This is a genomic window from Arundinibacter roseus (assembly GCF_004348825.1).
In the GTDB taxonomy this organism is placed as follows: domain Bacteria; phylum Bacteroidota; class Bacteroidia; order Cytophagales; family Spirosomataceae; genus Arundinibacter; species Arundinibacter roseus.
The window spans coordinates 21358-35678 of sequence record NZ_SMJU01000006.1 but is presented as its reverse complement, the minus strand read 5'-3'; the positions used below and the strand labels follow the sequence as shown (position 1 = coordinate 35678).

General features: G+C 44.9%; 16 protein-coding genes. 9 read left to right on the top strand and 7 right to left on the bottom strand.

Annotated features, from left to right (window positions below; all coding sequences use genetic code 11):
- Positions 1-70 precede the first annotated feature (70 nt).
- The gene (gene pepT / locus EZE20_RS10175; protein WP_132117194.1) at positions 71-1306 is read left to right on the top strand and encodes a peptidase T; all 1236 of its coding nucleotides are present in this window, start codon (positions 71-73) and stop codon (positions 1304-1306) included.
- Here the strand turns inward: pepT and EZE20_RS10170 are convergent, their stop codons facing one another.
- Positions 1307-1810, bottom strand: coding sequence for a DUF4199 domain-containing protein (locus EZE20_RS10170; protein ID WP_132117192.1), 504 nt, complete (start codon positions 1808-1810; stop codon positions 1307-1309).
- A gap of 87 nt (positions 1811-1897) precedes the next feature.
- Between EZE20_RS10170 and EZE20_RS10165 the strand changes: the two genes are divergently transcribed.
- From EZE20_RS10165 to EZE20_RS10140, 6 genes are all read left to right on the top strand, one after another.
- Positions 1898-2533 carry a ribonuclease H1 domain-containing protein gene (locus EZE20_RS10165; protein WP_132117190.1) on the top strand — a complete coding sequence of 212 codons (636 nt, stop codon included), beginning with the start codon at positions 1898-1900 and terminating at the stop codon, positions 2531-2533.
- 17 nt (positions 2534-2550) lie between these two features.
- Positions 2551-3276 (top strand): tRNA1(Val) (adenine(37)-N6)-methyltransferase, encoded by a 726-nt coding sequence (locus EZE20_RS10160; RefSeq protein WP_228713674.1) that lies wholly within the window; start codon positions 2551-2553, stop codon positions 3274-3276.
- Positions 3277-3283: 7 nt separating this feature from the next.
- Positions 3284-4282: a glycosyltransferase family 2 protein gene (locus tag EZE20_RS10155; RefSeq protein ID WP_132117188.1), complete on the top strand. Its 999-nt coding sequence runs from the start codon at positions 3284-3286 to the stop codon at positions 4280-4282.
- A 195-nt stretch (positions 4283-4477) separates the two neighbouring features.
- On the top strand, positions 4478-5788 hold the full coding sequence (locus tag EZE20_RS10150; protein WP_132117186.1) for a serine hydrolase domain-containing protein: 1311 nt from the start codon (positions 4478-4480) through the stop codon (positions 5786-5788).
- A gap of 234 nt (positions 5789-6022) precedes the next feature.
- Positions 6023-6634: an inorganic pyrophosphatase gene (locus EZE20_RS10145; protein ID WP_132117184.1), complete on the top strand. Its 612-nt coding sequence runs from the start codon at positions 6023-6025 to the stop codon at positions 6632-6634.
- A gap of 120 nt (positions 6635-6754) precedes the next feature.
- Positions 6755-8350: a peptide chain release factor 3 gene (locus EZE20_RS10140; RefSeq protein ID WP_132117182.1), complete on the top strand. Its 1596-nt coding sequence runs from the start codon at positions 6755-6757 to the stop codon at positions 8348-8350.
- Positions 8351-8426: 76 nt separating this feature from the next.
- On the opposite strand, the gene EZE20_RS10135 is transcribed toward EZE20_RS10140, so the two are convergent.
- The 6 genes from EZE20_RS10135 to EZE20_RS10110 form a co-directional block, all read right to left on the bottom strand.
- Positions 8427-8804 (bottom strand): DUF4890 domain-containing protein, encoded by a 378-nt coding sequence (locus tag EZE20_RS10135; protein WP_132117180.1) that lies wholly within the window; start codon positions 8802-8804, stop codon positions 8427-8429.
- A gap of 142 nt (positions 8805-8946) precedes the next feature.
- On the bottom strand, positions 8947-9255 hold the full coding sequence (locus tag EZE20_RS10130) for a hypothetical protein (protein ID WP_132117178.1): 309 nt from the start codon (positions 9253-9255) through the stop codon (positions 8947-8949).
- A gap of 171 nt (positions 9256-9426) precedes the next feature.
- Positions 9427-9714: a hypothetical protein gene (locus EZE20_RS10125; protein WP_132117176.1), complete on the bottom strand. Its 288-nt coding sequence runs from the start codon at positions 9712-9714 to the stop codon at positions 9427-9429.
- 237 nt (positions 9715-9951) lie between these two features.
- Positions 9952-10383 (bottom strand): VOC family protein, encoded by a 432-nt coding sequence (locus EZE20_RS10120; protein WP_132117174.1) that lies wholly within the window; start codon positions 10381-10383, stop codon positions 9952-9954.
- A gap of 45 nt (positions 10384-10428) precedes the next feature.
- Positions 10429-10890 (bottom strand): SRPBCC family protein, encoded by a 462-nt coding sequence (locus EZE20_RS10115; RefSeq protein ID WP_165933452.1) that lies wholly within the window; start codon positions 10888-10890, stop codon positions 10429-10431.
- 359 nt (positions 10891-11249) lie between these two features.
- Positions 11250-11852 carry a TIGR04282 family arsenosugar biosynthesis glycosyltransferase gene (locus EZE20_RS10110; RefSeq protein ID WP_132117170.1) on the bottom strand — a complete coding sequence of 201 codons (603 nt, stop codon included), beginning with the start codon at positions 11850-11852 and terminating at the stop codon, positions 11250-11252.
- A gap of 48 nt (positions 11853-11900) precedes the next feature.
- Here EZE20_RS10110 and EZE20_RS10105 point away from each other — a divergent pair, with 48 nt between their 5' ends.
- Entirely contained in the window at positions 11901-12272 is a 372-nt protein-coding gene (locus EZE20_RS10105; RefSeq protein ID WP_132117168.1) for a Rid family detoxifying hydrolase, read from the top strand.
- A 331-nt stretch (positions 12273-12603) separates the two neighbouring features.
- Positions 12604-14139, top strand: coding sequence for a glutamate--tRNA ligase (gene gltX, locus EZE20_RS10100; protein ID WP_132117166.1), 1536 nt, complete (start codon positions 12604-12606; stop codon positions 14137-14139).
- Positions 14140-14321: the final 182 nt, after the last annotated feature.

Genomic DNA, 14321 nt, shown 5'->3' with positions numbered 1-14321 from the left:
TTCCCAAGTCTTTTTTAGATTCGTTTTCCTGTATATTCTGCATAAATTAAGTAACCATTATCTTTGACACATGTCTTCGGTTTTAACCAAATTTCTGCGCTACGTAGCCATCGACACACAGTCTGATCCATTTTCCACGAGTTTTCCAAGCACCGAAAAACAGCGTGATTTGAGCAATTTACTGGTGGTTGAGTTGCAGGAAATGGGGATTTCGGACGCTCATTTGGACGCGTTCGGCTATGTGTATGCAACTATTCCGGCAACAAGTACCAAGGCCGATGTTCCGGTTATTTGCTTTTGTTCGCATGTTGATACCTCGCCGGATGTTACCGGTACCAACGTAAAACCACTTGTGCATTCTAACTGGCAGGGGGAAGATCTCGTGCTGCCGGATGATCCTGCACAGGTAATCCGTTTGTCTGAACACCCCGATTTGGCCGGGCAACTTGGCAACGATATTGTAACGGCAAGCGGCACAACGCTTTTAGGGGCAGATAACAAAGCGGGTGTCGCCGAAATTATGGCAGCGGCGGAGTTTTTGATGAAGCATCCCGAAATTCCGCACGGCAACATTCGAATACTTTTTACACCCGATGAAGAGGTTGGCCGCGGAACGGAACACGTTGATATTGAGAAATTAGGTGCAGTTTTTGGTTATACGGTGGATGGCGAAACTGTCGGGACGCTCGAAAATGAAACGTTTTCGGCCGATGGGGCCACCATTCAGATTCAGGGAGTTAGTACGCATCCGGGCTTTGGTAAAGGAAAACTCGAAAATGCGCTGAAAATTGCCTCAGACATTATAGCCGCTTTACCCAAAGACCGCCTGTCGCCCGAAACGACTGACGAAAAGGAGGGCTTTATTCACCCCGTTCATCTGGAAGGTGGTCAGGATCAGGCACGTATTGATTTCATTCTGCGTGATTTTACAACTATTGGTTTGCGGCAAAAAAACGAATGGCTAAAAAAAACCATGGAACAGGTTCTTCTCCGGTATCCGGGATCTACTGCCACGATTCAAACAACCGAGCAATACCGCAACATGAAAGAAATTCTGGACAAAAATCCAGAGGTGGTGACGCATGCGATGGAAGCGATGCAGCGTGTGGGCCTCAATGCGCAACTTCGATCCATTCGGGGAGGCACAGACGGCTCTCGGCTTTCGTTTATGGGGCTGCCTTGTCCCAATATCTTTGCCGGTGAGCACGCTTTTCACTCACGCCTCGAATGGGTGTCGGTGCAGGATATGGAAAAAGCAGTGGAGGTACTCGTTGAACTGGCCAAAGTATGGGAAGAACACGCTTGATCAGGCTGATTTTTTTCGGGTAAATAATGGCAAAATCAAAGAAAAGAGCAATCCAACGGCTATATTGAGTACAAGAACGATGGTTTGGTAATTTTTCATCTTAAAAAAATCTTCCATCATCTTGACTGAATTATTGAAATTATCCTCCGTTTTTGCCGAAACCGATATCCATTCGCGTCCTTTAATGACGATATTATTGAAGAAATCGGGGTTGATGAGGTCGTAGAAAACCCAACGGGTCAGGAGCAGCATTGGCACAGCTAACACTGTGGTCAGAAATGCCGTTCTGAAACCTTTTCCGTAGGTTCGAACGGAATTTCCCGGCAAATTTTGTTTTTCCTTTATTTCCAGAAAAAGCAAAACTCCCCAAATCAGGATCGTTAAGGCGGAGGTAAGTGGCAGAAAATCGACAAATGCATCGTGAAAGCCGATCCAAAATTCGAAGCATAGCCAAAGAAATAAACTTACAGTAAGCAGGGCGGCGTATTTAAATTCTGTCTTCATGGGAGGACTTGTTCATAGGTTAGAATTGCCTGCAAATATTCAAATAAACTACCGAAAAACCCGAAGCAGTGCTTTATTTGCGCAACTATGGCAAAGAAAAAGAAATATTATGTTGTGTGGGAAGGTCATAAATCCGGCATTTTTACTGACTGGAAAGAGTGTGAAGCGCAAATCAAGGGCTATCCTGATGCCCGGTTCAAATCGTTTGAATCATTACCGGAGGCCGAGCGAGCTATTCAGCGAAACTATTGGGAATTCGTTACAAAAAAAGATCAAAAGCAGCCTGTTACCAAGGTGCCGCCGATTCATATCGGAAAGCCCGATTTGGATAGCATTGCAGTAGATGCCGCCTGGAATACCGCTACGGGCGATATGGAGTATCAGGGTGTATATCTCAAGACCGGCGAACGCATTTTTTTGCAGGGACCATTCAAAGACGCCACTAACAACATCGGCGAGTTTTTGGCGATTGTGCACGGTTTGGCGTATTTACACACCAACCAAAGTCAGCTGCCGATTTATACCGATTCCAAAACCGCAATGGCCTGGGTAAAGCGCAAACATGCCAATACCAAACTGGCATTGACCCCGAGAAATAAACCCGTTTTTGAGTTGTTACAACGCGCCGAACGATGGCTGGCAGAAAACCGCTACACCAATAAAATACTAAAATGGGAAACCGAATACTGGGGAGAAAACCCGGCAGATTTTGGACGTAAATAGTTCACTATAAATTGTTTATGGCAAGAAATTCCTATTTTCAGTTCAAGCAGTTCAAAATTGAGCAGGATCTTTGCGCCATGAAAGTGTGTACCGATGCCTGCGTTTTTGGAGCGTCGGTAGTATTACCTGTCGGAAACATCCGCGTGCTCGATATAGGATCGGGCACAGGTTTGCTTTCGCTCATGCTGGCGCAACGCTATCCGCAGGCGCAGATCATCGGGGTAGAAATTGATCCTGTGGCCGCCTCGCAGGCACAGGAAAATGTAAAAAATAGTCCGTTTGCCTCTCGAATAGAAATTGTTTCAACGGCAATTCAGGACTTTCGTCCGGATTATTTTTTTGATGTAATTGTAACAAATCCACCCTTTTTTCAATCCGATTTACGTTCTCCCGACTCGGCCATAAACGGTGCGCATCATGCTCAGTCCTTATCATTTTCTGATTTGTTAATGGCCATAAAGAGGCTCTTGAAACCCGGTGGAAATTGGCAAATTCTCTTGCCGGAAAAGGAGAGTAAACTATTGTATAACAATGCGTTAGAGATAGACTGGGCTTTGACCGAAAAACTAACTCTCCGACACACAGCCGCTCATGCGCCCGGCTGTATTATTTCCACTTTTGTTTCTAACGCAGGCCCGGATTTTGCTGTTAAAGCAAGTGAATTGTGTTTCTACGAACCTGATGGAAAAACCTACACAGTTGCTTTTCGCAAACTTTTACAGGAATTTTACCTGATATTCTAATTGCCTGATGACCATTAGCCCCATCCAACTTTCTATAATTGTTCCTCTATATAACGAGGACGAATCGCTTCCCGAGCTGCACGACTGGATCGTGAAGGTGATGCGTGAAAATCATTTTACGTACGAAATTCTTTTTATGGACGATGGGAGTAAAGATCGTTCGTGGGAAGTCATTCGCGAACTTGGTCAGCGGAATAAACACGTCAGAGGCATGCGTTTTACCCGAAATTATGGAAAAACGGCCGCTCTGCAAACGGGTTTTCAGGCTGCTTTGGGCAACGTAATTATCACGATGGACGCTGATTTGCAGGATAGCCCGGAAGAAATTCCGGAACTTTACCGGCTCATTACGCAGGAAAAATATGATTTGGTATCGGGTTGGAAACAAAAACGTTATGACCCGATTACAAAGACGTTGCCCACCAAATTGTTCAACGCTGCCACGCGTGCTATCTCAGGAGTGTATCTTCATGATTTTAATTGCGGCCTAAAAGCGTATCGGCGGGAGGTGGTCAAAAGCGTGTTGATTTATGGAGAAATGCACCGCTACATTCCGGTAATTGCCAAGTGGAATGGTTTCAATAAAATTGGTGAGAAGGTCGTGCAGCATCAGGCCCGAAAGTATGGGACTACCAAGTTTGGCTTGGAACGTTTTCTTTACGGATTTTTGGATTTGCTGTCAATTGCCTTCGTCAATAAATTCGGTCGCAGGCCCATGCACTTTTTTGGCAGCCTCGGAACGCTCATGTTTTTTTTCGGTTCCATGTTGACCTTATGGTTGATTGGTGAAAAAATCTATAACATTTACTCACATCAGCCGTATCGGAATGTTACGGATAATCCGCTTTTTTTCATTGCGTTAACTGTCATAATTGTAGGTTCTCAATTCTTTCTCGGTGGATTTTTGGGTGAGCTTCTTGCCCGACAATCCATTTCCAAAACGGGGGAATATTTAATTGCGCAGGAGGTAGGTTCGCCACAAATTCATGTGGAGGAGGACCGATAACAAAACGTTTTTTCCTGTACATATTCTTAGGCTGCCCATCCGGAACATGATTGTTCCGAGATGACCCTGTTTTTGTGTGGCTTCTCCACGATAGTACCCAAAACTCTTCCGAATCATTACTCAAAATGCAGAAAGGAGTAAAAGGCGGACGTTAAGTTGGGTGTATTTTTTACTTTATCTCCTAAAAACCTACCTATGAAACTAAAATACCTTCTCCTGTGTGCGCTTCTGAGTAGTGGCTCGTCGCTCGTTGCCCAAACCAAATTAACCACCACTATTCCCCATCAAAATCTGGTGGAGGCCAAAAATCCAGAAGCGGTAGGGCTTTCGTCTGAGCGTGTGCAACGGCTGGATATGGCCCTGAAAAACATCGTAACTGACAATAAAGTACCGGGTCTTGTCGCAATTTTGATCCGAAACGGACAAATCGTGTATCATCAGGCGTATGGATTTGCGGATGTACCTTCCCAAAAACCGATGCAGAAAGATGCCATTTTCAGAATTGCTTCCATGAGCAAAGCAATTACGGCTACTGCGGTCATGATGCTGTACGAAGAAGGTAAATTTGGACTTGATGATCCGATTTCGCGCTATATTCCGGAATTTCGGAATCCGGTAGTATTGAAAAATTTCCGTTTTTCGGACAGTACCTACACAACCGAACCTGCCAAATCCGAAATCACAATCCGGCAATTGCTCAATCATACTTCCGGACTTGGGTATGGCGTAATCGACGCAGACGAGCGGTTCAAAGCGTTGTATCACAAAGCCGGAATTGTCGACTTGTTTACCACGGAATCCGTGTCAATTGGTGACAACATTAAAAAACTAGCCAAACTGCCGCTGCATCATCAGCCGGGCGAAAAGTACCTGTATTCCGAAGGGTTGGATGTGATGGGCTATTTTGTAGAAATCATGTCGGGCATGCCTTTTGACGAATATTTGCGCACACATCTGTTTGAACCTTTGGGCATGAAGGATACGTATTTTTATTTGCCTGAGACCAAAAGCGATCGCCTGGTTACGATTCACAAGCCGGAAAATGGTCGTTGGATTCCGTTTCCAACAACTTTTTATGATCCTGATTATCCACGAAAAGGTGCCAAACGCTTCTTTTCGGGCGGAGCCGGGCTATCGTCGACGGCCAAAGATTACGCCACTTTTCTACAAATGCTCGTCAATGGCGGCGCCTACAACGGTCGGCGTTTTTTAAGCCGCTTCAACACCGAATTGCTTACTACTTCTAACCAAACTGGCACACTTTACGGAGGCGAAAACGGCCCGTCACATTTTAGCCTGGCATTTAGCGTCGTCAATCAAAACGGACAAAATCGGGGCATGGGTAGCATTGGGAAGTATAATTGGGGCGGATATTTTAACACAAATTACTTTGCCGATCCCAAAGAAAAAATTGTGGCTGTGCTGATGAAACAAACGCAGGGCGTATCAAACGATACGAGCGAAGCCACCTTTATTCGCATGATTTACCAAACGTTGGATGATTGATTAATCGTAAAAATTTGAAAAACTCTCCTTCACTGACTGTGACGTACTTAACCAAAAATGGAGGGGAGTTATTCCTGAATTTTTAATTTACATAAGGTAACAAAGAGATAATATGATTCTGGCAGAAATTGGACATTTCTGAGTTGTAATTCGTTCCAGTTGGGCTAACTTTGTGGAACTATTTGAATAAACCAAGTTTGCCTTTGGCAAACAAGTACACCAAAAACAAACGAAATGAACGCAAACGTGCATAAAGCGCATCCCTGGCATGGAATTCCGATCGGTGATAAGTCACCCGAAATCGTAACAGCCTTTATCGAAATTGTACCTACGGATACTGTAAAATACGAAATTGACAAGCAGACGGGTTATTTGAAAATTGACCGTCCTCAGAAATATTCCAACATTGTTCCGGCTTTGTACGGCTTTATTCCGAAGACCTACTGCGCTGAAAAAATCGCACTTCTTGCCGCAGAACGCTCCGGCAGGGACGTAACCGAAGGCGATGGCGACCCGTTGGATATTTGTGTATTGTGCGAAAAAATCATTTCTCACGGAGATATTATCTGCGAAGCGCGCCCGATTGGCGGCATTCGTCTGATTGATAAAGGCGAGGCTGATGATAAAATCATTGCCGTGCTCAAAGGCGACGAAGTGTACGGGGCGTATCAGGATTTGAGTGAGGTGCCTGCGAATGTGGTAGAGCGGCTCAAACACTATTTTTTGACTTATAAAAATCTGCCCGGTGAGCCCGCGCATATTGAAATAACCAACGTCTATGGCCGCGACGAAGCCTACGAGGTAATTCTGACATCGGTAGAAGACTACAAGCAATCGTTTTATTGAGGACTCCCACAGTAGCCTGATTTTTCGTACCTTTGCCCCCAAAATGTTACAGATCGTACGTATCTGTAACATTTTCTTTTTCAGTACCATTATTCAAAACTTTCGACACAAATCCGACCTGTGAGTTATCAGAACGAAATAAAAAAACGGCGAACCTTTGCCATTATCAGCCACCCTGATGCGGGCAAAACGACGCTCACCGAAAAATTGCTCCTCTTTGGCGGTGCTATTCAAACAGCCGGAGCGGTAAAATCCAATAAAATTAAGAAAACGGCTACATCCGATTTTATGGAAATCGAAAAGCAACGGGGTATTTCCGTGGCTACTTCGGTAATGACTTTTGAATATAAAGATCTGTTAATCAATATCCTGGATACACCCGGACACAAAGATTTTGCCGAAGATACCTATCGGACACTTACGGCTGTTGACAGCGTAATTCTGGTGATTGATTGTGTAAAAGGCGTGGAGGAGCAGACAGAGCGTCTGATGGAAGTGTGCCGGATGCGCAAAACACCCGTGATTATTTTTATCAATAAGCTTGACCGCGAGGGACAAAGTCCGTTTGATTTGCTGGATGAGCTGGAAGAAAAACTGAAAATCAGAGTGCGGCCGCTTACGTGGCCCATCAACATGGGGTCGCAGTTTAAGGGCGTGTACAGCATGTATGAAAGCAAACTGTACTTTTTTCGGATCAATAAAACCAAAGTGGAGGAAGATGTAGTGGAAATTGGCCTGGACGCTGATAATCTGCCGCATCTCCTTGGTCAACGGGACGCTGATACGCTGCGTGAAGAGGTAGAACTAATTGAAGGCGTGTATGATCCATTTTCGGAGGAAGCCTACGATCAGGGAGATTTAGCACCGGTATTTTTTGGAAGTGCGATCAATAATTTTGGCGTAAAGGAACTCCTGGATACGTTTTGTGAGATTTCGCCAACACCGCAGCCTCGCCTTACGGACCTGCGTCCGATTGATCCACTTGAAAATAAACTAAGTGGCTTTATTTTTAAAATTCACGCCAATTTGGACCCGCGCCATCGCGACCGCATTGCGTTTTTCAGGGTGTGTTCGGGCAAATTTGAGCGGGGAAAGTTTTATCATCACGTCCGCCTCAATAAAGATTTACGCTTTTCCAGCCCGTTTACGTTCATGGCTTCTGACAAAAGTATTTTGGATGAAGGTTTTCCGGGCGACGTAGTGGGGCTATACGATACCGGAAATTTCAAGATTGGAGATACGCTCACCGAAGGAGAAAATTTTCATTTTTCAGGCATTCCCAGTTTCTCTCCCGAAATTTTTAAGGAGTTGATCAATCTCGACCCGATGAAATCCAAACAATTGGAAAAGGGAATTCAGCAGCTGACGGACGAAGGAGTAGCGCAGCTCTTTACGCTCGAACTTGGCAACCGGAAAATTGTGGGAACTGTAGGGGAACTGCAATTTGACGTGATTCAGTATCGCCTTGAACACGAATATGGCGCTAAATGTCGGTGGGTACCCATGAATATCGCCAAAGCCTGTTGGTTAACGGCAGATGATAAACTGAAAATGAGTGAATTCATCCGGCTGAAAGGAAATCAGATTGCATTTGATAAAGACCAAAATCCAGTTTTTCTGGCAGAGTCGGAGTGGATGATCCGCATGAATCGTGACAATAATCCCGATATTCAGTTTCACTATACCTCCGAATTCAAAACCGAAGCGGCCTTGTAATGGTCGAGGCAGGTTGAGGTATTTGTACCACATAAAAACGAAAAATCCCGGATTTGACTCCGGGATTTTTTGTGTTTTACTGCGGTCCACGAGAGCGACCACCGCCGCCTTGTCCATTTTGAGGACGGTTGTTTCTCATTTCCTCTTCTCTCTTTTTATATTCTACCCGCTGCTCCGGTGTGAGAATTTCGGAAATAGCAGCCGAAAATTTTTCCTGAGCTTCTCTCATTTTCTCCCGATCCGGCGACGCCCGCAACTCCTGCATTTTGGTTGCCTGTGCCATGTTAAGCGTATATACTTGCTCTTGCTGCCCGGCGGTCAGGGCCAATTGTTCGGTCATTCGTTCGGTTTGACGCTTGGCGCGCTCTTCCGGTGTTGCATTGCTGGTGCCACGTTGGGCATTGGCAGTAGTTAACAGGGCCATCAGGGCCACTAGCAAAATTCCTTTTTTCATGGTAATTTTTTATAAGTTCAAAACCTTAGAGTCTCACTTTTCCGATTGGTTTAAAACTCCAATTTTTTATCCAGAATAAAAAAGCGGTAGCAACCTCCCCAAAGGAAAATACTACCGCTTCGTTTATGGGTTAGGGGAACGGTTATACGACCTTATTTCCACTTTTATCCAGCGTGACGGACATCACATCTTCGCCCTTTTTCAACTGGATTTCGTACATAATCAAATCTCCGGGACCGGGCACCTGATAGGCTTTTACTACTTCCCAGCCCGTATAGGTGGCATCTTCCTTAAAAAGTTTCTTTATCGGATCAGGCAAATCTTCTGCCTTTACTTCAACTTTTTCCTGAATTACCTGTACGCCAATGACGGCATTTTCAGTCGGCGCTGAGTAAACCGCCGTGCCGGTGGCAACTGCCAATGCAAAAACAAAACTCACGATCTTTTTCATCTTCCTTACTGTTTAAGTTTGACAAATTTTTGTCTTGTACAAACTCCCTCAGAAATTTTGTGCCAAAGCTTTTGAGTACACATTAAATGGTAAGTTTCACGGTAATTTAAGTAAAATTACGTGCAGGGAAAAATCTACGAATTGACGATTTTGTCACTCACATTTTCAAAATCATAAGTGTTCCCGAACCAGATATTCCCATTCTTCTCGTAGTGTTTGGTCGGGTAGGGTAGCGCCGGCGCGGCGATACCAGTAGCGCGCGTTCCAGTCGTCGCCTTCCACGCGGTGCAGATAGGCATGCAGACGATCAAAGGCTTTTGTGCCTTCTTTTGATTGTGCGATTTCGTGAGCGGCCTCCCAATCTCCCTTTGCGTCCCACCATAACGCCTGCAAAAGGGGCGACCACGAATCATCAGGTGCAGCGAGTTTAAGAGTATTCTCAAATTCAGTAAAAGTCATAGTGGTTGTTATTTAGGAAGTTATAGAAGCAATTGAAAAATTTTAGTGGCGGAAACTATCAATTTATGAATTAAAAATCAATTGTGATGGCTCCCCATACGTTTGAAGAAGGTATGATTTAATATCAAATATCGCACTTCAACAATAAAAAAGAGGTAAAAACCATCAAGCGAACTCAATGATTCTTACCTCCTTAAAAATCAACTAATCTATACCAAGACGAACTGAAAAATAATGTTACGCTTCTTTGGGATAGGTATAGCTGATCATCCAATGCACGCCAAACTGATCTTCAAAGGCACCGAAATAATCGCCCCAAAACGTATCTTCCAGGTTCATTTCGATGGTTCCACCTTCCGAAAGTGCATGGAAAAACTGCGTGGTTTCTTCCTTACTATCAGTTTGTAAAAGAATCTGCATGTTGTTGCCAAACGTCAGGAATTGACCCATAGATTCGAGGGCATCGGTGCCCATCAGCGTAAATCCGGGAGCGATTGAAAGAGCCACATGCATAATTTTTTCCTGAGCATCAGGGGGCATCTGATCGCTGCCTTCTACATCCTTAAAGCGCATGAGGGCCATAAATTCGCCTCCAAATACCGATTTGTAGAAGGTGAAAGCCTCCTCAGTATTTCCATTAAAGTTCAGATAGGTATGTACGCTAGCCATAATTGAAAGTGGTTTTATGAATATGAATTGGTTAAAAAAAGGAATTCAGGAATGAGATTTGGGGAGGTTTTCGGCCATTATTTTGATCTTTTTCAGAGCACTTTCCCAGGAACTTCCCATGGAATCCACGAAAGCAGGGGCAACTTCGGTTTCAATTTCCAGCAGGGTAAAATTCCCCACCGGCGTCAGGCGATAGTTCTCGTGGCTGCCCAACACGGCCCGGGCATCGACCGAATAGTATTCTTCCTCGCCGGCTACCACAACGCCTTCAAACTCAATGGAAATAAACTGAAAAGTGCGGTTTTCTACAATCCTGCCCACCATGCCGCTGCCACTCAAATCAGTGAACACGATTTTACTTCCCGTCTCCCAGGTTGATTCTACTTCTGCACCCATGCTGAATTCTTCGTACCAACGGCTTGTAAATGGTTTTTGAAGCAGTACTTTCCACACAGACTCGGCGGAAGCATCTATGACCGCTGATTTGTGAATTTGGACGTTTTTCATAGTTGAATAATAAATACCTGTCATACCCATACTTTTTGAATAAGTGGCCCGAGACTTGTAGCACCTAAGGTTCCGCCACGTTCGGAAGGAACGCGGCGGATGGATATATGGCTAATAGACGAAAAGTTAATCGGACTTTATCATATATTTGAAATATAAATATAGCATATAAAAAATAAAAACTACACTTTTTTATTCTTTTTATAATATAAGACAAATATACTACTATTTCCACTTACCCGTATTGGTGAATTACGACATCATGGAGGGGTATATGCGACAAGTTAGGCAACGGATTGCCGCGCATGAGTATTGGAAGGGCTATTCTTCTTGTATTATACGTTGGAGCGTTTGAAACCTTACTTTTTTAAGGTTATTGCGTTCAGGTAATCCTCCCATTCGTCAATGTCGGTGAGAGGTTCGAGGAGTGAAAAAGTCGAATTTTCGGTTTCAAGTACCGTTAGAGTTTGGTGCAACAGGGAGGATTGACTCCACGGCATGTTTTCAAAGAGGGCATTATGCAGCCGCTTCATTCCTAACAAATAATAACCGCCGTCCGTAGAAGGGCCAATGACGGCATCCTGAGTGTCTAATAGTCTAAGAGCGTTTTTGATGTGGTTTTCGTGAAGTTGCAGACAGTCACTGCCAATAATAAGTACTTTCGTCGCGCCTGCCTCAAATTGCTCCCGAAAGGCTTGCTGCATCCGCTGACCCAGGTCGCCCTCGCATTGCAATGCTTTCTCCCAACCATTCCAGAGATCATTTTCTGATACAAAATCGCCATAGTATACAGTGCGTTTTACATCCGACAAGACGGCAGAAGAAACTACCTGACGCGTGTGTAGCAAAAGTTCCTGATAGACCTCAACGGCTTTGGCATGACCCACAGTTTTGGCAATTCGTGTCTTTACATTTCCTTCAATTGGGTTTTTTACAAAAATAATCAGGGCGGGTAGCGGCATATTTTGGTAGTTTTGCAAATCATTGACAAGTTAAAACCTACGAATCAAATGGCAAAAAAGATTATTTTTTCTGACAAAGCACCTGCTGCCCTTGGCCCGTATAGTCAGGCTGTGCTCGTACATAATACGTTGTATGTTTCCGGCCAAATTGCGTTGGCTGAAGCCGCGTCCGGTGATTTACGGGCGGAGGCCACGCAGGTCATGGAAAACCTGGGATACATTCTGAGTGAAGCCGGTATGTCGTATGCAAATATCGTGAAGGCAACTATTTTCCTGAAAAACATGGATGACTTTGCCCTCATCAATGAGGTGTATGGTGCATACTTTGAACAGGCACCTCCCGCCCGGGAGACCGTGCAGGTAGCGAAACTGCCAAAGGACGTGAACGTGGAAATATCGGTAATTGCTGTAAATGATTGATTGAACTGAAACATTTCCGAATTTATTATTGATCGGTGAATAATCCTGTAAAGAAAAGTTAGAGTTTGAGGAATTTGTCAGGCTGAGCGTACAGGGCCGCCTGGCGTTCGAAGCCAGTCTAGACAGTCGGGCTTCGACTACGCTCAGCCTGACATTCAAAATTATTTACATTTCAATTCACTCATCAATAAAAACATTCCGTAATTGAATACAATTATTTTTAGGTTATAATTAAAAAATTACTTATAAATAGTTGAAAATCAACTAAATAATTTAAAGAGTTAAAAAGTCAAAAAGCTACTTACTACGTTTTTATATTTTTAATTAATTCATGAGTCAACAACCTGTTCGTGTTCGTTTTGCCCCTAGCCCTACGGGCCCGCTACATAGTGGAGGCGTGCGCACCGCCCTGTATAATTATTTGTTTGCCCGGCAGCAAGGCGGGCAAATGCTGCTTCGGATTGAAGATACGGATCAAACCCGCTACGTGCCCGGTGCCGAAGAATATATTCTGGAATCGCTGGCCTGGCTGGGCATAGACATCGACGAAGGCCCGCACGTGGGCGGCCCGCACGCACCTTATCGGCAGTCTGACCGCAAGCCCATGTATCGGCAATATGCCGAACAGCTGGTGCTGGAAGGAAAAGCGTACTATGCGTTTGACACGCCCGAAGAGCTGGATGCCATGCGTAAGCGGCTCGAAGAAGCCAAGGTGCCCGCTGCGCAGTACAACGCCATTACACGCATGCAAATGACCAACTCGCTCACATTGCCGATTGACGAAACCAAAGCCCGTATTGAAAGTGGCGAGCCGTTCGTGATTCGGATCAAAGTGCAGCCTAAGGACGATATTCGGTTTAATGACCTGATTCGTGGCTGGGTGGTGGTGCATTCGTCGCAGGTTGATGATAAAGTACTGCTCAAATCGGACGGAATGCCAACCTATCATTTGGCGAATATTGTTGACGATCATTTGATGGGAATTACCCACGTGATTCGGGGGGAAGAGTGGCTGCCTTCGGCGCCTATGCACGTATTGCTTTACAAGTACCTGGGCTGGGCCGATACTATGCCGCAGTTTGCCCACCTGCCGCTGCTGCTTAAACCCGATGGCAACGGAAAACTCTCCAAGCGCGATGCGGATTTGGGCGGATTCCCTATTTTTCCGCTGCAATGGACCGACCCCAAAACGGGTGAAAAGGCGCTTGGTTTTAGGGAAGAAGGGTATTACCCCGAAGCTACGGCCAACTTTCTGGCATTTTTGGGCTGGAATCCCGGCACAGAGCAAGAGTTATTTTCAATGCAGGAACTCATCGAAGCTTTTAGCTTTGAACGGGTACACAAAGCGGGCGCCAAGTTTGACATTCAAAAGGCGATGTGGTTCAATCAGCAGTATCTAAAACACAAGGACGACGCCACGATGGCTGCGCAGGTACAACCGATTTTTGCAAAAAAAGGGATTCATATTTCGGATGAGCAGGCCATTCAAATCGTTCATCTACTCAAAGATCGGGTGCATTTTGTGCATGAAATCGTTTCCGAATCCGAATTTTTGTTCTCAGCTCCTCAACGCTATGAGGAGGAAATTGTGAGTAAAAAATGGAACGACGATGCCCGTCGGGGAATCTCGGCTTTCGCAGAAGCACTTGCGACCACAGAAGGTCCTTTTTTGGCGGAGAATTTTAAGCATTTACTCTCCCAAACGCTGGAAGCTGCCGGAATCAAAATGGGTAAAATCATGCAAATGCTCCGCGTGGCTATTACTGGTGTGGGGGCAGGCCCCGACCTGATGATTACGATGGAAATTCTTGGACGGCAGGAAGTGATCGGGCGTTTGAAAAAAGCGCTGGTACAATTACCCGCCTGAACTGATTCACCTCATTAGGAGATTAATAAGTGCCTTACAAAGCGTTTTGTGAGGCACTTTTTTATGGATAAATACATCAAAATTGAGCTCAGTTAAAACCAGAGCATGATTTTTTACGTATACACCAAAGTATTTCATGTACTATTTCTTTCCGTATGAACGCAACTTTTATTTCAAATCAA